Raw genomic sequence first — 21,462 nt, forward strand, 5'->3', positions numbered from 1 at the left:
TCGTTAAAATAATCCAAGTAGAAATCTATTTTTGATATGACTGATTTGATTCTTGTCTTTCATGCTTAGATTTAGATGTATTAATTCAAGTTTTAAGGAGATTTAATTATGCAATTTGTTACTATACTCATCCTATTCTTATGTACTTTTTTCCCAATCTTACATATGGTCAATTCATTTCCGATTTTTTATAATAAGAAACGAAATATTGTACGGACTAATAAAAGCATTAGTATACTTATACCTTGCTTTAACGAAGAAAGTATTATCGAAACAGCTATAAAAGGTATAAATAGATTAAATTACTCAGCAAAAGAAGTTATTTACATTAACGATGGATCTGAAGATGGAACCATGAAAATTTTGCATGAACTTCTTCGCCTTACACCAATAGAGCGAAGAAAATCAAATCAGTTAAAGAGTAATAAAATCAAAAACTTCTATAAATCGACTATTTACCCTAATGTTTACGTAATTGACAAAGTAAATGGTGGAAAACATGATGCCTTAAACGCAGGAATCGAATATTCTAAAAATGAATTAGTTGTAACTTTAGATGCAGATAGTATTCTTGCCAACGACTCATTGCATATCCTGAATGAAGTTTTCCAAGATCCTGATGTATTAGCAGCAGGAGGAATGGTGCATCCTCTTCAAGGTGTCCATTTTAATCAGGAGAATATCGAGCGTACTTTATCGGTAAAGCATGTCATTCGATTTCAAATTTTTGAGTTTATAAAAGGATTCTATATTAATAGAGTTTCTCTTGCGAAATTCGATGCACTCTCCGTTATTTCTGGAGCATTTGGTGTTTTTAATAGAGAAATTTTATTAAAAGTTGGTGGATATAGAAAAACTTTAGGAGAAGATATCGATATTACTTTAAAATTTCAACAATACATTTTAAAAAATCCTGGTAAAAGAATGGTATTTGTCCCAAATGCAGTATGCTATACAGAGTGTCCAGAAACCTGGAAGGATTTATTTAAACAAAGGATTCGTTGGCAAAAGGCATTTATTGACTGTGTCATTTATTATTTTCCGATGCTTATAAAGACCTTTTTATTTCGTACAGTTTCTTTCTTCATGCTAATTGATTCATTTATTTTAGGTACAGTTGCTATTTATTTTACGATTTTTAATTTCGGCTATATGTTATTTACCAATATAGGACATGCTCAAAATCTACTATTATTCTATTTGCTTGGAGTCGTATCGTTAAATTTAATTTATAGTATCTTTGCTATGTATTTAGCTAATTATTATGGTGTTCAATTTAAAAGTAAAGATAAGATTAGATTGACAGTTACAATACTATTAGACCTATTTGTCTATCGTTTTGTAACATTATTTTTTGTACTATTTGGTACTGTTTCTTATTTTATAAACCGTAATGATTGGAACAAAGTTTCTCGATCTGGGAGAATTTATGAGCTAGAAAAGGATAAAGGAATGAAGAACGTTGGATAAAAAACTTGTTATTGTATATGCTGTTCTAATATCATCATTTATGATTGCATATCCGTTTATGAAAAGTAGTGCATCTTATTTGTCGGTAGCTAAACAACCAAATAAATCACTACAAACTACAAATTGTAAAACTTTCCAAAGTAAAGTACAAACACCACAAGAAATTCAAAAAACCCAAAATAAAGCTAACATTATTTTTACAATGGATGATGGGTGGGAAACGCAATTTACAAAAGGTTTTAAAATCTTAAAAAATAATGATATAAAAGGAAGTATTGCTGTCATTCCTTCAAAAATAGGTACCAAAGGATATATGTCATTACGTCAATTAAATACTTTATATCGTTCTGGTTGGGACTTGATGAATCATACATATTCCCATCGACATTTAGCAAGTTTAAATAAACAAGAGCAAAAAAGTGAATTAAACGATGCTCGAAAGTGGCTTAATCAACATTGTTTTACAAAAGCAAGTAATATCGCCGTTTATCCATATGGGTCTTTTAATGATGATACATTGAAAACCTTGCAGGAAGAACAATATCGAAGTGCTCGTACCATTAAGGATGGAATTCAAATTAACCAAATTAAAAAATATGAGGTTCGAACGATTAATTTACTTCCTAGTACAGACATTTTATGGGTAAAAGATCAAATTGACTTAGCAATTAAGAAGAAACAATCAATTGTATTTACTAACCATCGCTTTGAAAAAAAAGCTGATAAAGCGGGGATGAATTTTGATCCAGAAAAGTTTAAAACAATTGTTAATTATGTCGTGAGTAAAAAAGATGAACTAAACATTTTGACCTATTCCGAATGGCTAGATATAAAAGAGATTAAATAACTTTATATATTTAATTTCAAAAAGCTGCTGCGGCAGCTTTTTTTCTTGCAAATACGAATAGATGTGGTGGTATTGAATTCCTTTTCATCAGGGAACTTAATTTTGTTCAAGACTAATTTAAATAAGGAGCCGAAAGATCGACTCCTTTTTTTAACCCTTTTATTTAAGAATTTGGCTAATGCCTCCACTACCAAATTATGATCATCCTCTTGAGCTAAGCCTGAAACGGTTATGACGCCAATAACACCCGATCCTTCAATTTTAATAGGAAATGCTCCACCGTGTGCAGCAAATTCAGACGGACTGGCCGAGTAAAATTCGTTATATGATCTATTTTTCATCTCGTTGTAAAGTCTCATATAATAAGAGCTGACATGATGGCGGAGAACAATATTAGATTTTCTCTTGATCCATAAATCTTGATCTGGCGATGTATGATCCATTGCATAATGAAAGATACTTTGACCGTTTTTCAAAATATTTATAGCAATTGGTTTATCAAACCCTTTAGCTGCCTCTATGATGAGCATACCAATTTCTAAAGCATCTTTGTTTGAAAAACTTTGAAAAATTAGATTTTCTTCTTGTTTCCTTACCTCCTCAAGTTTTTGTTGAATCGTTATCTCTTCCATATAAACCTCCAATTAAAGATAGATTACTTTCTTTTCTTCACTACTTTTAAGTGCTGCTTCAATGATCTTAATAACAGATAAACCTTCTATACCTGTAACAGGAGCATTGGAACCATTTAAAATACTTTCAGCAATTTTCTTGTAATACGTCGTATACGAACCAGGAATTGTTTCAATTGTTTCTTCGATTTCTTTTTCGTCACAAACGGTATAGAGCTTGCCATAGAATTGAGGTTCATCTATTCCCCATGTTTGTTCTGTAGGTTTTTTACCTTCTTTAAGTGCAGCTTCTTGCCCATCTAATCCATACTTAATAAAGCTCCCTTTGTTTCCATGTACTTGGAAACGAGGTCCGTTACTTGGGACAATGGAACCAGAATGTAAGATAACACGTAGTTTGTCATATCCTAAAATGATATGAAAATAATCATCGGTTTCAGCATTTTCTCTTTGTGCTATTACATCAGCTGAAATGAATTGAGGTTGTCCAAATAGGTTTAAAGCCTGATCAATTAAATGTGAACCTAAATCATATAACATACCAGAACCAGGACCTTGTTTCTCTCTCCATCGATTTCTTACTTCTGGTCTATATCGGTCAAAATGAACTTGATAAGTATTGATTTCTCCTAATAAACCATCATTTATTAATTTTTTAATAGTTAAAAAGTCATTATCCCATCTTCTGTTATGATAAACGCTTAATATACGATTCTTTTCATCGGCGATCTTAATTAGCTCTTCTGCTTGCCATGTTTCCACTACCATTGGTTTTTCTAAAATGACATGTTTACCAGCTTCTAAACTTTGTTTTGCCATTTCATAATGCATACCACTTGGTGTAGTAATGACAACTAAGTCAATTAATTCATCTATTAGAACCTCATCTAAACTACTGACTATCTCTACATCTCCTAAATCTCTTTGAACAACTTCTTTTTTTGAACTGACAACTTTTCTTAATTCGAATTCTTCTAAAACACTTATAAATGGTGCATGGAATGTAGCTCCCGAAAAACCATATCCAACTAAACCAACATTAATTTTTTTCATTCGAAACCCTCTCACTTTCCTCTTCTTCTAAACTAATTAAATGAATATTGTATTCGATTATTTTTTGTTTAAATGCTTCATCTGGATCTTTGTCTGTAATAATGATGTCTATTCCCTTAATATCAAATACCTTGTGCAGAAAAACCTTTTCAAACTTTGTATGATCTGCTAATAAGACTACTTGTTTTGCACAACTAATCATTTTTTTCTTTAAAAACGCCTCTTCTTCATCAGGTGAAGTGAGTCCATCTTCACTAATCCCGCAAGCACCAAGAAATAGCTGATCAACTTTGTAGTCATTAAGTGTTTCAATCGTCCTAGGACCAACTAAATTTCTATTTTTACGATTAAATTTTCCAGGAAGCATAAAGGTTTGTATTTCTTCATACTCACCTAATAAATCAACTATATCAATTGAATTTGTAATCACATTTACTTGTTTACCTGACATAAATTTCGACATAAGTGCACAAGTTGAAGATGTATCCATCAATAAGTTACTAGTTTCACGTATAAGTAATGCAGCTCTTTGTGCAATCTTTTCCTTGCCTTTAGTTACGATTCGTTCTTTATAATCAGTTAAGTTTCGGTTATTGGTTGGAAGTGTTGCTCCACCCTTTATTCGTATAATTTCCCCGCGTTCTTCAAGTTTAACGAGATCCCTTCTTGCCGTATCCTTTGAAACGCTAAGCATTTTACATATTTCTTCTAAAGTAATCTTACTATTTTCAGCCAAATACTTTACTATCAAAGCTAATCTTTGTTCTTGATACATAAGTTTAGAACCCCTTTTTATTCCTAAAAATCGATTTCTAAAGATATTATATCTAATTCAAATATGTATTTCCACAAATAAACTTATAAAACTTAATTTAATTACGTTTTTTAAGTTTAGTCTAAATTATAAGCACTTAACATAAAAAAAGACGGTAATTTAACTTAACCGTCTTTAAAAAACTTTATAAAAATTTAATTTGGTGGAATGAATGATTTTTTCCATTCCATTCGATTATAAATTCTTCAATCCCTAAAACTGCAGTTTCAGGTTTTGACACTTGATGATCAATCCATTTTTTAAGTTTAGGTAATACAGCATGATGAAATTGAGATTTTGCCTTCTCTGGATAAATAGTTTGGGAGATTGGATAGAAATAAATTCTAATATCCTTATCTCTATTACAAGTAACTGAAGCTACAACAGTTCCGCTGATTTGTGGTGGTCTTGCGCAGCGATTATCGAATTCAAACTTTCTTGTCAGACCAAATATAACACTTGCCTCTTCTTTACTAGGGAGATTCAACTTAATTTGTTTTCTATTTGCAGCATATGTTTCAATTTTATTAAGATTTCTAAAATAAACGATCCTCAATTTCGCACCTCCTAATAATAGCCACAACAATATAATTTCTACTTCATTTAATTTATGCCCCTACTAATAATCATATTGACCTACTTTGAAATAATCACAATAAAAAAAATCGACAAGAAAGTCGATTAAGTTCAAAGCTATTAAACGATTCGAATATGATTGAAATAAATGAATAAGTAAAATTCCTTCCAACTTTTTTCTGCTTTCCTTAATTAAATGAACAAACTTAGATATATTAATCTATAATAAACATCTCGTAAATTTCTTAAAAAAATAAAGAATCATTACCTTATTCAAATACTAAAAAAAGTAATATTATAACCATAATCTTTTCACTTCAACTAAAGACTCACCTTCAAACGTTAATTTATAAATATCTGGCATCGCAAGTTCACTCCAAAAGTTGAAATCATATTTTAAATCAAAATAATTCATAATTAGGACCATCATATTACCATGCGTACCAACAACAATGTTTTTACCAGAATAATTTTTTAATAGTTTGTTAATTGCTTCTATTCCTCTTTTTTGAGCCGTATAATTTGACTCTCCACCATTTAATGATCGATTAAAGTCCATCCAAACTTCTCTGATTTCTTTTTCAAAATCCTCAACCGGCTCAAGTGATAAGAGTCGTTCCTTAAAATTTTCTTCAATCATCATTTCTATACATAATGATTTGGCGATCCCTTCGACTGTTTGAATTGCACGTTTATATGGGCTTGAAATAACGTAGTCGATTTTTTCATTTAATAGTAGTTTAGTTACCTTAAATGCATCAGTAAATCCTCTTTTAGATAATGGTCGGCCCAGTTCATCAGGAGTATAAATTGAATGCGCATGCCTTACTAAGTATAAGTTTGTTCTCATTTGGCACCACTTTCTATCTATCATAATTTTATCTAATTAAATTTCGATATTTTTTTAACGTTTCCTTGTTTTTTCTCTTGTCAATTAGAACATTTCTTTTCCCTTTATCTTTATATAAATTCGAACATTATTTAAAGAATAAATTAAATTTATTCAACTTAAACTAAACAAAAAAATATTAACAATTTAGGGTGAATAGATGAAAAAAATATATATTACTTCATTATTAAGCACTTTCATTTTTTTTAGTACTTCACAGGTAACAACCCTGGCACAAAAGTCGAATGAAGTTTCTGCAACACTTACAGTTCAAGTTGGACCAGCAGCTAACTCTTTAGGAGAATTTGTTCGACCGATTAAAGGTGCTAGGGTTATTGTAATCAATTCATTAGGTAAAATTTTAAGTACTAAATTAACTGATTCAAATGGAATTGCAAAAATAAATGTAATAGTGAACAAGAATCCTCTTTTTCCAAAGAAGCAAATGGGTGAGGTCACTATTATCACTGTAGCAAACGGATATAATGAACAAATCGACTTTAGTGTTCCAATTAATGAATTCAATGATCATACTGGAAAAGATTCGGTGTCACTGTGGATTGTGGATCCAAAAAGAAGAAATGAACCACGATATACAAACGGTTCTTATCATCGATTAACCGTTTTTGAAATGCTAAATGATTATGCAAAGCAGATCGGATTAACGAGACAAAATATTACGATGGATGCTGGGGCAGAACCACCGTGGGGACCAAATTTGAAAAAACACTAAAATCGAAGAAATTACATCTTCCAAATTTATCAAAAAAGATAGACTGTTCAAATTAACAGTCTATTTTAACCCCCTACCATTCCACATCCTTTATATTAAAACTTACTTCATGCAAGAACTAAATCTGTAAAACAAAATCTAGTTTCTCCCGTATAAACATCAGCAGTTAGCTTCTTTTCTCCAACGTTAAAGTCAATGGGATGATTAAAAATAGGACCATCAAATACAAATGAATGGTATTCTCCATTCTCTCCGCAAGGGTCAACCTCTTTTGGAAGATCATTGATTAAGTTCGAATCTATTTCTTTACCAGAAAATTCTTCTGATAATCTAGTTAAATCAACACATGTAATAATCGTTTTATAGCCTAAGGAAATAAAGCGTTCAATCACAATTGACGTACCTTCACCCCATAATGGAAAAATTGGTTTAATTCCTAATGGTTTAAGCATGTCTTCTCGATACTTTCTTACGTCTTCAAGAAATAAATCACCAAATGCAATATATTCAATCCCTTGTTCCTTTAGCTCTAAATTAATCTTTGTCATAATTTCTTGATATTTTTCGTTCGAACAATTTTCTGGAATCCAAATTTTCTTTAATGGTAAACCGATTGAAGTTGCTTGTGCCTCCAATAATTCAACTCTCACTCCATGAATGCTTGTACGATTATATCCTTCCGTTACTGATGCGATTAGTACGACTACTTCAAATTCACCAGAATGCAAAAGATCATGCAATGCCAAAGTTGAATCTTTACCACTAAAAGATACGGCTATTTTTTTCTTATTAATTGCGATTACCACCTTTTTAAGTTACTTTCCTATTAAATAATCATTTAAAAGTCTCCTATATGACTAGTTTCCATCATCTTCCACAAAAAATTATACCATTTTTCAATTAATTACTATCCATTTAAATAACATAAGTTCAGAAATACGATTAAACTTCAATAAAATAGCTAATAAATAACGAAGATGACTTACAAAAAATAAAATTGACATACAACCATAAGGTGTTATAATTTAAATAACACCTTATGGTTGTATAAATAGTATGGTAGGAGGCAACGAGAATGGACAAGCAAGGTCAAGAAATGTTTTTAAATTTTATTTTAGAAAGAGTTCAAGAAGGTAAAGAAGATGAAGCAAGGGAAATCCTTTTAGAGAACTTTAGAAAACAAGATGAGGGTACTTTTTCATTAGATGAAGTTCAACAATTTGTGCCTAAAATGATCACTTTATTAAAGCCAGAAAAACTTGAAGAAGTTAAAGCAGTTGTCATGCAATTTGCTGGAAATTTTATTAAATAAAGTAAAAAAACTCTGTCTACCAGAGTTTTTTCTTTATTTCACCTTCTACTTCTCTAAATGTCTTTCAAAAACAAAAAATGAATAAAGTCGATACATTATTGAAATAAGAGCTAAAATTGACAAATAGATCATTGTATGATTATCAATAAAAAAGGAAGCAATACAAATCGCAAATACTAGAAATGATAGAAAGTTACCCGAGAAACCATTAATCGGTTGATTATTTAAAAAAAGTGTTTTAGTACAGTTTTAGCCAAATTAGTCACCCCAAATAAATTGAACTTTAATCATTAATTCTTTTTTTAAATTTAATTCCTAGTTAACTTTGAATATTTTCCCAAATTTATATAATAAAAAGAAACAACCTATTGATGCATAATCCAAGATTGTTTCTTTTGATCATTTTATGTTTTTTTGATAGTAGATTTAATCAAGATGCTAATTTATTATTATTAATTTTAGAATTTGAAACCTTTTTATTTTTTGGCCCAGAACTAGTAACCCAGTAAGCTGCTCCTACAAATAAACTACCGCCTATAATGTTGCCAATTGTAACTGGTACTAGATTCGAAACCATTCCAGCTAGTGTTACTGTTTCTGGATGTTTTATAAGTAGTGAAATGGATAATAATGTCATGTTTGCAATACTATGCTCAAATCCTGAAGTAATAAATGCAAACAGGCACCAAAATATCATGATTAATTTTCCTGTTTCTGATTTCAGTTTAAATGAACACCAAACTGCTAAACAAACAAGTATATTACATAGAATTCCACGTACTAATAATTCCAAAAATGGTGCATTCATTTTTACTCCGGCCGCATTATTAATAAATTCTGCCACACCGCCATTAGCTAGTCCTGAGTAGACAAATAATAACGCTACTAATACCGAGCCAAAAAAATTTCCTACATAACTATATACCCATACTTTCATCGTATCGATCCAATTAACCTTTTTTTCTAACATACCAATAGACATAACCATATTATTTCCAGTAAATAAATCCGCTCCTGCAATAATGACTAAACTTAATGCAATCCCAAAGGATACACCCATAATAATTTTCGTACCAGCAAAACCAGTGGGTGCCAGTATTCCACCGATCGTAAAGATTAATATGATACCAAGTCCTACAAAAAATCCTGCCATCATTGTAGGGACCATATATCTTAATTTACTTGATTTAATTTGATTTGTCTTCGATATAGCTGCATTCCCAATTGAATTAATAACTTCTTTCACATTGATCACCCTATATTTAGATTTTAACCTTTTCATGTATTCGTTCGATTAGTACTTGACTCATTAATTCATCAAATTGTAAATTCTCACATAGGTAAAATTTTCCGTTTTCTATCGAAATTCGTCTCTTTATTTTTTCAAGAAGTAATCCTGTAAATAATAAATATGGCATCACATAAATCCGTTCAAATTCTTTACTCATTTTACGAATCAAATCGTCTAATTTAGGTTGACCCGCCTGTAAAAAAGCTGTGCGAAGTGGAACGTTCATTTGAGCTTGTACTACATTTCCAATTTGTTCTAGCATTTCAATCGGATCGGGGTCACTGCTTCCGCGTCCGACTAATAAAATTGCCGAGTTACTATTTCCGTGCGCTGCCTGGGTACGTTTGCATACAAGTTGAATCATTTTTTCATGAACACCAAATGGCTCAGTTATGGTAATATTTACATGTGGAAATCGTTTTAAAATACTATTCAAAACGTCCGGAATATCACGTTTATAGTGTCCGGCTGCAAATAATAAAACTGGTACAATTAAAATATTGCTCGCACCTTCTACTATCATTTTTTCCAAAGTTTGTTGAATTGTCGGATCAACTAATTCTAAAAATGCATATTCTTGTTTTTGAATCGGAATCTCTTTGATTACAGATTGAATAAAGTGTAAAAATTGTTGATTACCTTCTTGCCTACGACTTCCATGCCCAATATATACAACAGCATCAAACATACCTTCACTTCCATTCGCCTAACATTAATTCCTTTTGTAAATCTTCATCAACATTCGTAAACCCGCATTTAAATGCATAATCTTTTACTGACTCACCAATATACGCAAATGGTAAATTCATTAATTGACTTTCATTCGTTTTCTTTAATTCTTTCATAAACCACTCAACAGAAGATTGATTTGGAAAAATAATTGATTCCCACTTTGTTTCTTCTAGCATTCTTTGGTTTATTTCATCAAATCGAGTATCTGCAATATTTTCATGTGTAGCTATAAATTGTGAGTTGGCTAATTTTGTATTTTTGTCTACCGATCCTATATATACTGTATTGTTCTGTTCGCCACTTTCCTTTTCTGCCAATATCCCATACTTTTTTAGTTCCTTGCTTGTTTTCGACGATCTATACTCAATTCTAGCTGGAAGTCTACGAACATCGAATTTTGATTCATACATTTTAGTAAAAAATAATTGCACACTTTCTGTTGTACAAAAAACGATTCTTTCTTGTCTTAAAGCATCAACTACTTGTTCATGTTTAATTGGAATTTCAACTGATTTAAGAGTAGGAAAAGTGTACACTTCAGCACCGTTTTCTGAAAGATAAGCTTCTAATCCATTCTTTTCTACTGATGCTGTTCCTTTAGCTAATAAAATTTTTCTACCTATAAATTTCTTCTTTTCAAACCAAGCTATCTTTGAGCGTAATTTGACAACATCTCCAATAATTGTCATAGCTGGATTTGTTATTCCTTCAATCTCAATAACTGATTCAATTGTTTCAATCGTTCCCTCTACAACTCTTTGCTTACCAGTTGTTCCCCACTGTATTACCGCTACTGGTGTATCCTTGGCTTTACCATTCTTTATTAGGTGGGAACATATTTTAGGTAGATTGCTTACCCCCATATAATAAGCAAGCGTATCCCCTAATTGATCAGAACAGTTCGATTCAATAAGTTCTTCATTTTCTATACATTTATGGCCTGTTCTTAACGTAAAACTTGTACTATATTCTCTATGTGTAACCGGGATTCCAGCATATGCTGCTGCAGCAATGCTAGATGTAATACCTGGAATAATTTCAAAAGGTATATTATGCTTTGACGCTTCCTCTGCTTCTTCACCTACTCGACCGAAAACGGATGGGTCTCCTCCTTTTAATCTAACGACATATTTCCTGTCTTTAGCGTAAGCAACTAAAGTTTGATTAATCATTTCTTGACGCATAGTATGTCTGTCCGGAAGCTTTCCGCAGTATATGAATTCACAATTTTCATCCGCTTCACGAAGTAACCTTGGATTAGCAAGTCGATCATATAGAATCACTTCTGCTTCCCTGATACATTTTAAACCTTTTTCTGTAATTAATCCTAAATCCCCTGGTCCAGCACCTACAAATGAAATAAATCCAGATTTATTTGTCATACGTTACACCATCATATATACATAACCGTCGATTACATCAGTTTTATAAGTTTTTACTTTTCCATCATCTGGTTTTTGTACTTCCCCGGTTCGTAATGAAATTTTCCAATCACGAAGAGGGCAGTATACATATTCACCTGAAACAATCCCTTCAGCAAGTGGACCATTTGTCCCAGGACATTTGCTTTCGATTGCACAAACATCTCCATTTGATAATCGAAATAAAGCGATTGCTTCCCCTTTTATAACTACTTCTTTTCCAATTTGAATAGGTAAAGAAGCTAGATCAATAATCTTAATTTTCTCCAGTGTTTTTGTCATTTTGATTGCTCCTTTCAATTTTGAAATTACTTTCTAATAATCTCATATAATTCTAATTGATTGTTAAGCGCTTGGCTCCATGCTTCTTCATATGTTAATCTTGCTTGATCAAATTTCTCTACTAATGCATTTTCTTCTTCCTTGTTTAACAAAACTTCTTTAACTTTTTCCACTCCAATTCGCTCTACCCAAGGAGCTGTTCGTTCCCCGTAAACACCTGTTTGTCGATAATATTGAACGTAAGCCTTTGCCATATGAACTACTTCTTCTTCAGTTGTGACAGTCGTTAAAAAATCGCATTCTCGAACTTCTGTTCCACCATTTCCACCAAAGTAAAGCTGGAAGCCGTTTTCCACACAAATTACGCCAAAATCCTTTGTAAGTACTTCTGCACAATTACGAGGACATCCTGTAACACCCATTTTCATTTTATGTGGCGTATCAACCATTTCAATTGCTTTTTCTAATTGGATACCTAGTCCAAGTGAATCTTGTGTTCCAAATCGGCAAAATCGATTACCGACGCATGATTTAACATTTCTTAAAGACTTAGAGTAAGCATATCCTGAACGCATTCCTAACTCTTCCCAAACTTTAGGTACGTCTTCTTTTTTAACACCATATAAGCCAACACGGCTCGCACCAGTAACTTTTACTAAAGGTACATTAAATTTATTTGCTACTTCTCCTAGTTTAATTAAATCATCACCAGTTGTTACTCCTCCATACATTCGTGGTACGATTGAGAATGACCCATCTTTTTGAATATTTCCTTCCATTCGTTCATTAACGAAACGTGATGATTTATCGTCCTGATAATCATTTGGAAACATCATTCTTAAATAATAATTTAGCGCTGGACGACATTTTGAACAACCTTCTTCATTTTCAAAACCTAATACAATACGAACTTCTCTAGGCGTTTGTAGTCCTTTTTCTTCGATTTCATGGATCACTTCATCACGAGATAATGGAGTACATCCACACATACCAGACTTGGTAGCAGTTGGATCAAATGTATCACCTAATGTAGCAGCTAAAATACTTTCAACCATTCCTTTACATTTTCCACATGATGCACCGGCCTTTGTGCAATTTTTCACATCCTCAAACGTAGTCAGTTCTTGTTCTAAAATTGATTGAACAATTGTCCCTTTCGTAACCCCATTACATCCACAAACTGTATCATTTGCACTCATTGAACGAACAAAATCTTCATCAGAATCCTCACCAGATTTATGAAGAATAGAAGCACTTGTATATTCTTTTATATTTGTTTCATTTTTCAACATGTTGAATAATCGATTTCCATCTGATGCATCTCCATATAACACGACTCCAACAACTTTTTCATCTTTCACAATTACTTTTTTGTAAAGTCCAGTAAATTGGTCATTTACAATGATTGCTTGCATATCTTCTTCTTCATGGATTAATCCAGCAGAGAATAAATCACAGCCAGATACTTTTAATTGAGTAGATAAAATACTTCCTTTATATCCGTTCGTTTCGTTAGCAGTCATATAATCAGCAAGTACAATCCCTTGTTCGTAAAGTGGTGCAACTAAACCATAAGTAGTTTCGTTATGTTCTGCGCATTCACCTACTGCATAAATTGATGGTTCGGATGTTTCCATAAAATCGTTTACAATAATTGCGCGGTTTGTGTTTATTCCTGCTTCTTTTGCTAAAGATATATTAGGTCTGATACCTACTGCCATTACGACTAAATCGCAATCTAATGAAGTGCCATCGGAAAAACTAATCCCTTCTACACGGTCCGTACCATTTATTGAAATTGTTTGCTTCTCCATTAAGAAGTTCATACCTTGTTTTTCTAAATCTTTTTTTAGCATTTTCGCAGCAGTTGCATCTAATTGTTGTTCCATTAAAGTAGGCAGTAAATGAACAACATGTACTTCCATTCCTCGATCAATTAATCCTCTTGCCGCTTCTAAACCTAATAATCCTCCCCCTATTACGACAGCTTTTTTATACCTTTTTGCATAATCCATCATTAATTCAGTATCTTGAATTGTCCTAAAACCAATTACGCCTTGTAGATCATTTCCGGGTATAGGCAGTATAAAGGCACTAGATCCAGTAGCTAAAATAAGCTCATCATACGAAATTGTTTTTCCTTTTTCTGTTTCAACTGTTTTTTCATTAGGAGATATTTTAGTAACTTTTTCGTTTGTAAGTAATGTAATTTGATTCTCTTTATACCAATTCCATTCATTTATATTAATTTCATCGAAAGTTGTTTTTCCTTGTAATACATTTGATAACATAATCCTGTTATAGTTTGGATAAGGTTCATCACCAATTATAGTGATCTCAAATAACTGTTTATTTCTTTTTAGAATTTCTTCTATACAACGCACTCCTGCCATGCCATTACCAATCATCAATAATTTTCTTTTCATCTTTTTTTCCTCCAAGAATAATTTGTGAATTTATTCACAAATATAATTAAAAAAAATCAACTTCATCATTCATTACTTGTTTTTTCCTTCTAAATACAAGTTTAGTATAACGGATAATGTAACTGATTACTGGATAATATTTGACAAAATTTTGAACAAGTCCAAATTCTTTTTTTAAAAAACCTCTAAAGCTAAAATTAGCCTTAGAGGTTTTGAACTTATTTTTTCTTTTTTAATTTTTCTTCAGCTTTTTTTATATCTTCAATCTCTCTATACTTTACAATCTTTTTGATCAAATCAAATGGAAGTGGATCGTTTATTGGAAATTGTACAGATCCTTTAGCGCCTTTATAAACCGACAATTCCTCTTTAAATGCTGCAATTCCACTTGCGCCCGGGTAAAATCCAATATGATTTTTAAATGCAGCAAAATGTAGTAAATTTTTATTTAATACAAATGTAGGCATTTGATAACTAATTCTCTCTACTGCATTTGGTACAACTTCTTTTACAATCATTCTTAAAGCTTGTAATTTTTCCTGGACATCAGGCTGAAATTGTGAAATATATTCATCTACGGTTTCAAATGTTTTTTTAGTATTTTCCATAAGTCTCCTTTAGCAAAATTATCCTGCTTTTTCAGTTTTATCTCCAGTCAGTGAATTAATTTTTCTGAGTGAAGGAAATAAATACATCCATAGTCCTGCAACTAAAATCGTCCCAAGTCCTCCTACAAAGGCCGCTGGTACAGCTCCAATTAAACCAGCCATTGTCCCAGATTCAAATTCCCCTAGCTGATTTGAAGTTCCAATAAATAAAGAATTGACAGCATTTACTCTTCCTCTCATATCATCAGGTGTCTGTAACTGAACAAGCGAGGTACGTATCACTACGCTAACTACATCTGAAGCTCCAATAATAAATAATGCAATTAAAGAGACAACTAAGTTTGTTGAAATAGCAAATAACATGGTTGCTAATCCAAAAATACCTAAAGCTCCAAATAATATTGGTCCAAAAGATTTTTTAAGAGGGAAATAAGCTAAAACAAGAGACATTAATAAAGCTCCAACAGCAGGTGCAGTACGCATCAAACCTAGTCCCCAAGCTTTCGTATGTAATATATCTTGCGCATAAATTGGTAAAAGTGCTGTAGCTCCTCCTAGTAATACTGCAAATAAATCAAGGGAGATCGTTCCTAAGATGACTGGATGTTTATACACAAATTCTAACCCCATAAGCATTGTTCGAAAAGTTACTGGTTCTGATTTACGGATAAATTCACTATCTAACTTTATAAAAAACGTTAAAACTGATGAAAGTAACAAAGCAATTGCTGACGTTGCATATACATATGCTGGTCCTACTGAAAATAATACACCACCAAGAGATGGCCCTAAAATTTGTGCTGTTTGACCTGCAGATGTACTCCAAGAAATGGCTTGTTGTAATATCGATTTTGGCACAACTTGTGGTAATAAGGCCGAAGAAGCAGGACCTTCAAATGATCGGCAAGCACCGAGTATAAAAGCAGCAATTAATATTTCCTCTTTGCTAAGCCAATTAGCAAAATTACCATATAAAAGAAGGCCTGCTATGAAAGCTTCTACCATTTGGCAGATGAAAACAATTTTCCGACGATCAACTCTGTCAGCAACTTGACCAACTACTAAAGTAAGTAAGACCATCGGAATAAATTGTGCCAAACCTACTAGACCTAAACTAAATGCATCATGCGTCAAATCATACATTTGCCAACCAATTGCTACTGAAAGCATCTGAAATGAAGTTGAAGTAAACATTCGTGAGACCCAAAAATTTGTAAATGAGGTCCCTTTAAAGATCGATTTTTTTGAAGCAGACAAATTCAAACTCTCCCCTTTTTAACTCTAACTCATAACTATTGAATATTTATACTGTCAATGAAATTTAAATACAAATCATTATACTATTTTTACTCTGAATTTGTAGATTGATTCAACTTACATTAAATGATTTTTAATAAACTGAAGGCAACTTACAACCTTTCGATTAACTCATGATTTAATTTTTTTTTGCAAAAGATAATAAATATAAAAAAACACTAATCCTTAATAGAAAGATTAGTGAATTCTTTATTTAATCAAGCGAAATCCAATTATTTTTCAATGCAAAAATCACAGCATTTAATCGATCAGATACTTGTAATTTTTGGATTATATTTGAAACATGATTTTTAACAGTTTTACTAGAAATAAATAATTCAGATCCGATTTGAATATTGGAAAATCCTTGAGCTAGAAGTTGTAAAATTTCAATTTCTCTTTTAGTCAAAAGACTATTCATTGCTTCATAATCTTGTTCTTTCTTTATCTTTTCATTGTCATTAAGTCGTGAATTTTCTTGAATGATTAAATGTATTAATCGTGAATCTAAAAAGAATTGACCATTTTGAACTTGTCTTACGATATGAAGTAAATATTGTTCATCAATTTCAGTTAAGCAAATTCCATTTACCCCAATTTCCATCAAACTTTCTATTTCTTGATAATCTATGTTATTTTTTATGATGACTATATTAATGTTCTGATCACGTAACTTTAAAAGCTGAGATTTCAATCCCATCTCTTCATTTTTCACATGACATATAAAAATTTGTTCATTTAAATCACTTGTATTTATTTCATTGAAATCTATTTTTCTAGCATTTAAATTATGATGTATTAAGATTGAACAAATCCCAGATACGAATAGTGTATTTTCAACAAAAATAAATGTTTTATTTTCATGGTGTTTAGATTCTTTGTTAGTAAACATTTTATTCCCAACTTTCAACAGTAATTAATCTCAATTACTGGTATTTCATTGCTTAATCCTAATTAATCCTATAAAATTAAATGGAATTAAGTAGTATTTTACATCGTTTACGTAAGAAATAATATTTCATATATGTTAAGTTATTGTTAAGTAATACTTAACAATATAATGTACTTAAATATATTAAACTATTGATAAGAAAAGTTAGTTTTTATATTAGGAGGTTAATATGAACTTTGAACAACTAGAATATGTTGTAAGTATTGCAAATGAAAAGTCGATTTCAAAGGCAGCGAAAAAATTGCATATTTCTCCTTCTGGGGTTAGTCAAGCTATTAGTCAACTTGAAAGGGAATTAGAAATCAATATTTTTAATCGTTCTAGAGGAGGAATTACCTTAACTTCTGAAGGAGAGGTAGTATTATCTAGGTCGATTGAAATTTTAAATAATTTAAAAGAGTTAAAAGATCAACTTTTAGATTTTAAAGAAACTAGAGTAAAACATATGAAAATTGCATGTGCACCTACGTTTACTTATACAATTCACGATGTTTTAAAAAGATACTCTGGTATTCACAATAGACCTACGATTGAATTAATTGAGCAAGGAACAGCTCAAATCCTTAACAATATAACAAAAGAAGACTATGACTTAGCATTAGTTGTGGCTTCAAAAGCAGAATTAGAAAAGGAAAATAATCTTAATTTCGAATTTTTAAGTAAAGGAAATGTTTGTATTTTAGTAGGTAAAAATTCTCCACTATATGAACTGGATTATGTTACAGCTGAAGATTTACTTTTTCAAAAGGTTGTAATGTATAACTTTTCTAATAAAAATTTTCTCCTATTAACTAAAAAATTTAAAAATGAGATTGTTCTTAAATCAAATCGTACAATGACACTTATAGAAATTATTAAAGAAGGACGTGTATTTACATTTGTACATAATTCTACTTTAAAATATTTTCCTGAAGTAATAAGCGGTGAATTAAAAGTAATTCCAATTCAAGAAACAGATTATATTTATCAGGACTTTTGGGTAATATATCCAAATACAAAAGAGATTACAAGCGACAAAACAGAATTCATCCAATGTGTAAAAGATCATTTAAATGGGATTTCATAATAAAAAACGCTAAATGATACAAAACAAGTTTGTATAATTAGCGTTTTATTTATTATTTAAGCATTAGGAAATATCTTTTTTAAGGATTCCTTCAGATCAGGATTCGATTTAATTGTTGGACGTAAAGATCTAGCCATTTCTTCAGCTTCTTCAATTGTTTCAGCTTTGTTTAATGCAATCAATGCCCCAATTGCCACTGTCCCTGCACGTGTATTACCACCACCACAATGGAAATACACTTTTTGATCATTTTGATAAGCTTCAACTACGTGATCAATCGCTCTTTTTAGTGTTTCTGCTTGTTTTTCTTTATCATCAACAATCGGGCTATGTACACGATTAATTTGAGGATCGACCTCATAATTTTTTACTCTTAAATCAAAAACAATGTCTACATTTTCGTTTTCCATCATGTCTTTCACGTCATCTGCCCCACCGAAAAAGACACGATCTTTTATTAATTCTTGGTATTTCTTATTACTCATATTTTACCCTCCATAATTGCTTTATTTTATTGAATGATTTCACTTAACCTTTCTTTTACATTCCCTTCGAATAATCCCCCATGATAACAAATCACTTTTTCAATATCAAAAGATAATAAAGCTTCAAGTGATTTGATTGATTGTTTAATATCATAAGTGTATTGTGGGTTTGAAGGTTTTAATTGACCATCCTCAACTATTAGTGCATCTCCTGCGATTAATGTTTTCGACTCTTTATGATAAAAGCTTATATGGCCTGGTGTATGACCGGCAGTGTCAATTACAGTAATTCCACCACAAATTGCTAAATTATTTCCTGGTGTAAGAATATGGTTAACTTTACCTTTTGGTGGGTTTTCTAATCTGTTTTTAAATGCTTTTTTAAATTCATCTGGTGTATCTGCTGGCAGTGATGCTACTGCTTTTGCAATTTTTTCTGGTGTAATTTTAATGAGTAACTTTTCACCTTGAATATAAGGTTTTTCTAGTTCACTCGCATACACTTCAATTTTGTTAGTAGACTCTTCTACGATCGCAGAAAGACTGCCAATATGATCAATATCTTGATGAGTAACCAGTATTTTATTAAGTTTTTCAAAGGGTACTCCAACCGATTCAAAGCAATTTTGAAATTCGTTTAATTGTCCTGGGTAACCTGTATCAATTAATACCACATCTTCGTCATCCCAAATAAGTGTTGGATGAATTGTATTCGTCATACCATTTGAATTCATCGTAATACTTAACATTTGGATCTTACTTCTACCAAGCATATCATCACTCCTGAACTATAGTGTGTAATCATTCCCAAGTACTATCGTACCCATTACACCCGAGTCAGTCAACATAAAAATATATTATTATAACATAAATATTTTTATTTGTCAATAGATTAATCGATTTTATGACTTGTAATTTTTAACACTACTCAAAAAAACTAGATATACTAATTCAATGTATATCTAGTCATTTTGTTATAGTAAGAACTTGTTACTTATTCGCAGTATTTGTGTCCACTATTTTTTAAAGTGGGATATTTCCATGTTTCTTCTTTGGTCGAGTTTCACTTTTTGTTCTTAACATTTCTAATGAATGTTTTAAGACTTTGCGTGTTTCTCTTGGATCGATTACATCATCGACCATTCCGTGTGAAGCTGCAACATAAGGATTTGCAAACATTTCTCTGTATTCTGAAATTTTTTCAGCGCGTGTTGCAATCGGATCGATACTTTGATTAATTTCTTTTGCAAAGATAATATTTGCTGCCCCTTCTGGTCCCATTACGGCGATTTCTGCATTTGGCCAAGCGTATACTACATCTGCACCAATAGCTTTAGAATTCATTGCTACATATGCCCCGCCATATGCTTTTCTTAAGATTACAGTAATTTTAGGAACTGTAGCTTCTGAATATGCATATAAGATTTTAGCTCCGTGACGAATAATTCCACCATGCTCTTGGTTTACACCTGGGAAGAAACCTGTTACATCTTCAAATGTAATTAAAGGAATATTAAATGAATCACAGAAACGGATAAATCTTGAAAGTTTGTCAGAAGAATTAATATCAAGACCACCTGCCATTACTTTTGGCTGGTTTGCTATAATTCCAACACTATGACCATCAATTCGCCCAAATCCGATCACGATGTTCTTTGCAAAGTTTGGTTGTACTTCCATGAAGTCTCCATTATCTAGAATTTGCTCAATTACTTTTCTTACATCGTATACTTTCGTAGATTCAATCGGAACTAAGTCAATTAAATCTTCTCTCCAATCATCTTTTTCGAAGAATGGAATTCCTTCTGGTTTTTCATTATTATTTTGTGGTAAAAAGCTAATTAACCTGCGTACTTGTTCTAATATTTCTGGTTCTGATTCTTCGGTAAAATGCGCCACTCCGCTAATCGAAGAATGAACTTTTGCCCCACCAAGGTTTTCCGTAGTAATTTTTTCTCCAGTAATTGTTTCGATTACTTTCGGACCTGTAATAAACATTTGGCTTGTTTTTTCAACCATAAAAACAAAATCAGTAATAGCTGGTGAATAGACTGCTCCACCTGCACATGGACCCATTATGACAGATATTTGCGGAATAACGCCAGAATAAATCGAATTACGATAAAATACATGACCGTAACCGTCTAAAGAAACTACGCCTTCTTGTATTCTAGCACCTCCAGAATCATTTAAACCGATAAATGGAGCACCTACTTTTGCAGCTAAGTCCATCGCTTTTGCAATTTTTATAGCATGCATTTCACCTAATGCTCCACCAAATACTGTAAAATCTTGTGCAAAAACATAGATTAAACGTCCATGGATTTTCCCATAACCTGTGACAACACCTTCACCAGGACTTTCAATTTTATCCATTCCAAAATTCGTAGCACGATGTTTAATAAACGGATTTAATTCGACAAAAGTATCTTCATCTAATAATAGATTGATACGTTCTCTGGCAGTTAACTTCCCTCTATTATGCTGAGAATCTATTCGTTCGTCTCCACCGCCTAGTTCAATTACTCTCTTTCGATCCATTAATTCATTAATTTTCTCATAAGCTGTCGTCATAAC

The 21,462-nt window shown here is 31.7% G+C and carries 22 protein-coding genes; 5 read left to right on the plus strand and 17 right to left on the minus strand.

From position 1 onward, the window contains the following. The first annotated feature begins 108 nt into the window (after window positions 1-108). Both CN925_RS09435 and CN925_RS09440 read left to right on the plus strand, forming a co-directional pair. Window positions 109-1,470 (plus strand): glycosyltransferase family 2 protein, encoded by a 1,362-nt coding sequence (locus CN925_RS09435; RefSeq protein WP_098845998.1) that lies wholly within the window; start codon window positions 109-111, stop codon window positions 1,468-1,470. Beyond that, window positions 1,463-2,317 carry a polysaccharide deacetylase family protein gene (locus tag CN925_RS09440; protein WP_098845999.1) on the plus strand — a complete coding sequence of 285 codons (855 nt, stop codon included), beginning with the start codon at window positions 1,463-1,465 and terminating at the stop codon, window positions 2,315-2,317. Before CN925_RS09435 ends, CN925_RS09440 begins: the two co-directional genes overlap by 8 nt. A gap of 2 nt (window positions 2,318-2,319) precedes the next feature. Here the strand turns inward: CN925_RS09440 and CN925_RS09445 are convergent, their stop codons facing one another. The 5 genes from CN925_RS09445 to CN925_RS09465 form a co-directional block, all read right to left on the minus strand. Beyond that, a complete protein-coding gene (locus CN925_RS09445) occupies window positions 2,320-2,949 on the minus strand; it encodes a heme-degrading domain-containing protein (protein ID WP_098846000.1) in 630 nt (209 codons plus the stop codon). A gap of 12 nt (window positions 2,950-2,961) precedes the next feature. After that, window positions 2,962-4,002 carry an oxidoreductase gene (locus tag CN925_RS09450; protein WP_098846001.1) on the minus strand — a complete coding sequence of 347 codons (1,041 nt, stop codon included), beginning with the start codon at window positions 4,000-4,002 and terminating at the stop codon, window positions 2,962-2,964. Beyond that, window positions 3,989-4,777, minus strand: a complete 789-nt coding sequence (locus CN925_RS09455) for a DeoR/GlpR family DNA-binding transcription regulator (protein WP_098846002.1) — start codon at window positions 4,775-4,777, stop codon at window positions 3,989-3,991. The genes CN925_RS09450 and CN925_RS09455 overlap by 14 nt, the downstream gene beginning before the upstream one ends. Before the next feature lie 184 nt (window positions 4,778-4,961). Then, window positions 4,962-5,372: a hypothetical protein gene (locus CN925_RS09460; RefSeq protein WP_098846003.1), complete on the minus strand. Its 411-nt coding sequence runs from the start codon at window positions 5,370-5,372 to the stop codon at window positions 4,962-4,964. 315 nt (window positions 5,373-5,687) lie between these two features. Further along, window positions 5,688-6,242 carry a histidine phosphatase family protein gene (locus CN925_RS09465; protein ID WP_098846004.1) on the minus strand — a complete coding sequence of 185 codons (555 nt, stop codon included), beginning with the start codon at window positions 6,240-6,242 and terminating at the stop codon, window positions 5,688-5,690. A gap of 199 nt (window positions 6,243-6,441) precedes the next feature. On the opposite strand from CN925_RS09465, the gene CN925_RS09470 reads away from it, so the two are divergent. Beyond that, window positions 6,442-7,014, plus strand: a complete 573-nt coding sequence (locus CN925_RS09470; protein WP_098846005.1) for a hypothetical protein — start codon at window positions 6,442-6,444, stop codon at window positions 7,012-7,014. A gap of 107 nt (window positions 7,015-7,121) precedes the next feature. On the opposite strand, the gene CN925_RS09475 is transcribed toward CN925_RS09470, so the two are convergent. Beyond that, window positions 7,122-7,820 carry a Dph6-related ATP pyrophosphatase gene (locus tag CN925_RS09475; protein ID WP_098846006.1) on the minus strand — a complete coding sequence of 233 codons (699 nt, stop codon included), beginning with the start codon at window positions 7,818-7,820 and terminating at the stop codon, window positions 7,122-7,124. A 269-nt stretch (window positions 7,821-8,089) separates the two neighbouring features. On the opposite strand from CN925_RS09475, the gene CN925_RS09480 reads away from it, so the two are divergent. Then, a complete protein-coding gene (locus CN925_RS09480) occupies window positions 8,090-8,326 on the plus strand; it encodes a hypothetical protein (RefSeq protein ID WP_098846007.1) in 237 nt (78 codons plus the stop codon). A gap of 430 nt (window positions 8,327-8,756) precedes the next feature. On the opposite strand, the gene CN925_RS09485 is transcribed toward CN925_RS09480, so the two are convergent. From CN925_RS09485 to CN925_RS21285, 8 genes are all read right to left on the minus strand, one after another. Further along, on the minus strand, window positions 8,757-9,572 hold the full coding sequence (locus CN925_RS09485; protein ID WP_218937225.1) for a formate/nitrite transporter family protein: 816 nt from the start codon (window positions 9,570-9,572) through the stop codon (window positions 8,757-8,759). Between the two features lie 16 nt (window positions 9,573-9,588). Then, window positions 9,589-10,305, minus strand: a complete 717-nt coding sequence (locus CN925_RS09490; protein WP_098846009.1) for a sirohydrochlorin chelatase — start codon at window positions 10,303-10,305, stop codon at window positions 9,589-9,591. 4 nt (window positions 10,306-10,309) lie between these two features. Then, complete coding sequence (cobA, locus tag CN925_RS09495; RefSeq protein ID WP_098846010.1) at window positions 10,310-11,731, minus strand: uroporphyrinogen-III C-methyltransferase; 1,422 nt, start codon at window positions 11,729-11,731, stop codon at window positions 10,310-10,312. A 3-nt stretch (window positions 11,732-11,734) separates the two neighbouring features. Then, window positions 11,735-12,052 carry a nitrite reductase small subunit NirD gene (gene nirD / locus CN925_RS09500; RefSeq protein ID WP_098846011.1) on the minus strand — a complete coding sequence of 106 codons (318 nt, stop codon included), beginning with the start codon at window positions 12,050-12,052 and terminating at the stop codon, window positions 11,735-11,737. 26 nt (window positions 12,053-12,078) lie between these two features. Further along, on the minus strand, window positions 12,079-14,478 hold the full coding sequence (nirB, locus tag CN925_RS09505; protein WP_098846012.1) for a nitrite reductase large subunit NirB: 2,400 nt from the start codon (window positions 14,476-14,478) through the stop codon (window positions 12,079-12,081). A 218-nt stretch (window positions 14,479-14,696) separates the two neighbouring features. Beyond that, complete coding sequence (locus CN925_RS09510) at window positions 14,697-15,086, minus strand: iron chaperone (RefSeq protein WP_098846013.1); 390 nt, start codon at window positions 15,084-15,086, stop codon at window positions 14,697-14,699. 18 nt (window positions 15,087-15,104) lie between these two features. Then, window positions 15,105-16,343 carry an MFS transporter gene (locus tag CN925_RS09515; protein WP_218937226.1) on the minus strand — a complete coding sequence of 413 codons (1,239 nt, stop codon included), beginning with the start codon at window positions 16,341-16,343 and terminating at the stop codon, window positions 15,105-15,107. 253 nt (window positions 16,344-16,596) lie between these two features. Further along, on the minus strand, window positions 16,597-17,274 hold the full coding sequence (locus tag CN925_RS21285; RefSeq protein WP_098846015.1) for a response regulator transcription factor: 678 nt from the start codon (window positions 17,272-17,274) through the stop codon (window positions 16,597-16,599). Between the two features lie 229 nt (window positions 17,275-17,503). Between CN925_RS21285 and CN925_RS09525 the strand changes: the two genes are divergently transcribed. Further along, window positions 17,504-18,400, plus strand: a complete 897-nt coding sequence (locus tag CN925_RS09525; RefSeq protein ID WP_098846016.1) for a LysR family transcriptional regulator — start codon at window positions 17,504-17,506, stop codon at window positions 18,398-18,400. A gap of 56 nt (window positions 18,401-18,456) precedes the next feature. Here CN925_RS09525 and CN925_RS09530 read toward each other — a convergent pair whose 3' ends face one another. The 3 genes from CN925_RS09530 to CN925_RS09540 form a co-directional block, all read right to left on the minus strand. Continuing rightward, on the minus strand, window positions 18,457-18,885 hold the full coding sequence (locus tag CN925_RS09530) for a protein-tyrosine phosphatase family protein (protein ID WP_098846017.1): 429 nt from the start codon (window positions 18,883-18,885) through the stop codon (window positions 18,457-18,459). A gap of 26 nt (window positions 18,886-18,911) precedes the next feature. Beyond that, window positions 18,912-19,658: an MBL fold metallo-hydrolase gene (locus tag CN925_RS09535; protein ID WP_098846018.1), complete on the minus strand. Its 747-nt coding sequence runs from the start codon at window positions 19,656-19,658 to the stop codon at window positions 18,912-18,914. A 250-nt stretch (window positions 19,659-19,908) separates the two neighbouring features. Further along, on the minus strand, window positions 19,909-21,459 hold the full coding sequence (locus CN925_RS09540; protein WP_098846019.1) for an acyl-CoA carboxylase subunit beta: 1,551 nt from the start codon (window positions 21,457-21,459) through the stop codon (window positions 19,909-19,911). Between the last annotated feature and the right edge of the window lie 3 nt (window positions 21,460-21,462).

The sequence above is a fragment of the Bacillus sp. AFS055030 genome (assembly GCF_002574545.1).
Taxonomy (GTDB): domain Bacteria; phylum Bacillota; class Bacilli; order Bacillales; family Bacillaceae_G; genus Gottfriedia.

Coding starts and splice junctions, on each gene's coding strand:
- CN925_RS09525 (WP_098846016.1), top strand. CDS start 17,504: ATGAACTTTGAACAACTAGAATATGTTGTAAGTATTGCAAATGAAAAG.
- cobA (WP_098846010.1), bottom strand. CDS start 11,731: ATGACAAATAAATCTGGATTTATTTCATTTGTAGGTGCTGGACCAGGG.
- CN925_RS21285 (WP_098846015.1), bottom strand. CDS start 17,274: ATGTTTACTAACAAAGAATCTAAACACCATGAAAATAAAACATTTATT.
- CN925_RS09455 (WP_098846002.1), bottom strand. CDS start 4,777: ATGTATCAAGAACAAAGATTAGCTTTGATAGTAAAGTATTTGGCTGAA.
- CN925_RS09510 (WP_098846013.1), bottom strand. CDS start 15,086: ATGGAAAATACTAAAAAAACATTTGAAACCGTAGATGAATATATTTCA.
- CN925_RS09465 (WP_098846004.1), bottom strand. CDS start 6,242: ATGAGAACAAACTTATACTTAGTAAGGCATGCGCATTCAATTTATACT.
- CN925_RS09535 (WP_098846018.1), bottom strand. CDS start 19,658: ATGCTTGGTAGAAGTAAGATCCAAATGTTAAGTATTACGATGAATTCA.
- nirB (WP_098846012.1), bottom strand. CDS start 14,478: ATGAAAAGAAAATTATTGATGATTGGTAATGGCATGGCAGGAGTGCGT.
- CN925_RS09435 (WP_098845998.1), top strand. CDS start 109: ATGCAATTTGTTACTATACTCATCCTATTCTTATGTACTTTTTTCCCA.
- CN925_RS09530 (WP_098846017.1), bottom strand. CDS start 18,885: ATGAGTAATAAGAAATACCAAGAATTAATAAAAGATCGTGTCTTTTTC.
- nirD (WP_098846011.1), bottom strand. CDS start 12,052: ATGACAAAAACACTGGAGAAAATTAAGATTATTGATCTAGCTTCTTTA.
- CN925_RS09445 (WP_098846000.1), bottom strand. CDS start 2,949: ATGGAAGAGATAACGATTCAACAAAAACTTGAGGAGGTAAGGAAACAA.
- CN925_RS09480 (WP_098846007.1), top strand. CDS start 8,090: ATGGACAAGCAAGGTCAAGAAATGTTTTTAAATTTTATTTTAGAAAGA.
- CN925_RS09470 (WP_098846005.1), top strand. CDS start 6,442: ATGAAAAAAATATATATTACTTCATTATTAAGCACTTTCATTTTTTTT.
- CN925_RS09540 (WP_098846019.1), bottom strand. CDS start 21,459: ATGACGACAGCTTATGAGAAAATTAATGAATTAATGGATCGAAAGAGA.
- CN925_RS09490 (WP_098846009.1), bottom strand. CDS start 10,305: ATGTTTGATGCTGTTGTATATATTGGGCATGGAAGTCGTAGGCAAGAA.
- CN925_RS09450 (WP_098846001.1), bottom strand. CDS start 4,002: ATGAAAAAAATTAATGTTGGTTTAGTTGGATATGGTTTTTCGGGAGCT.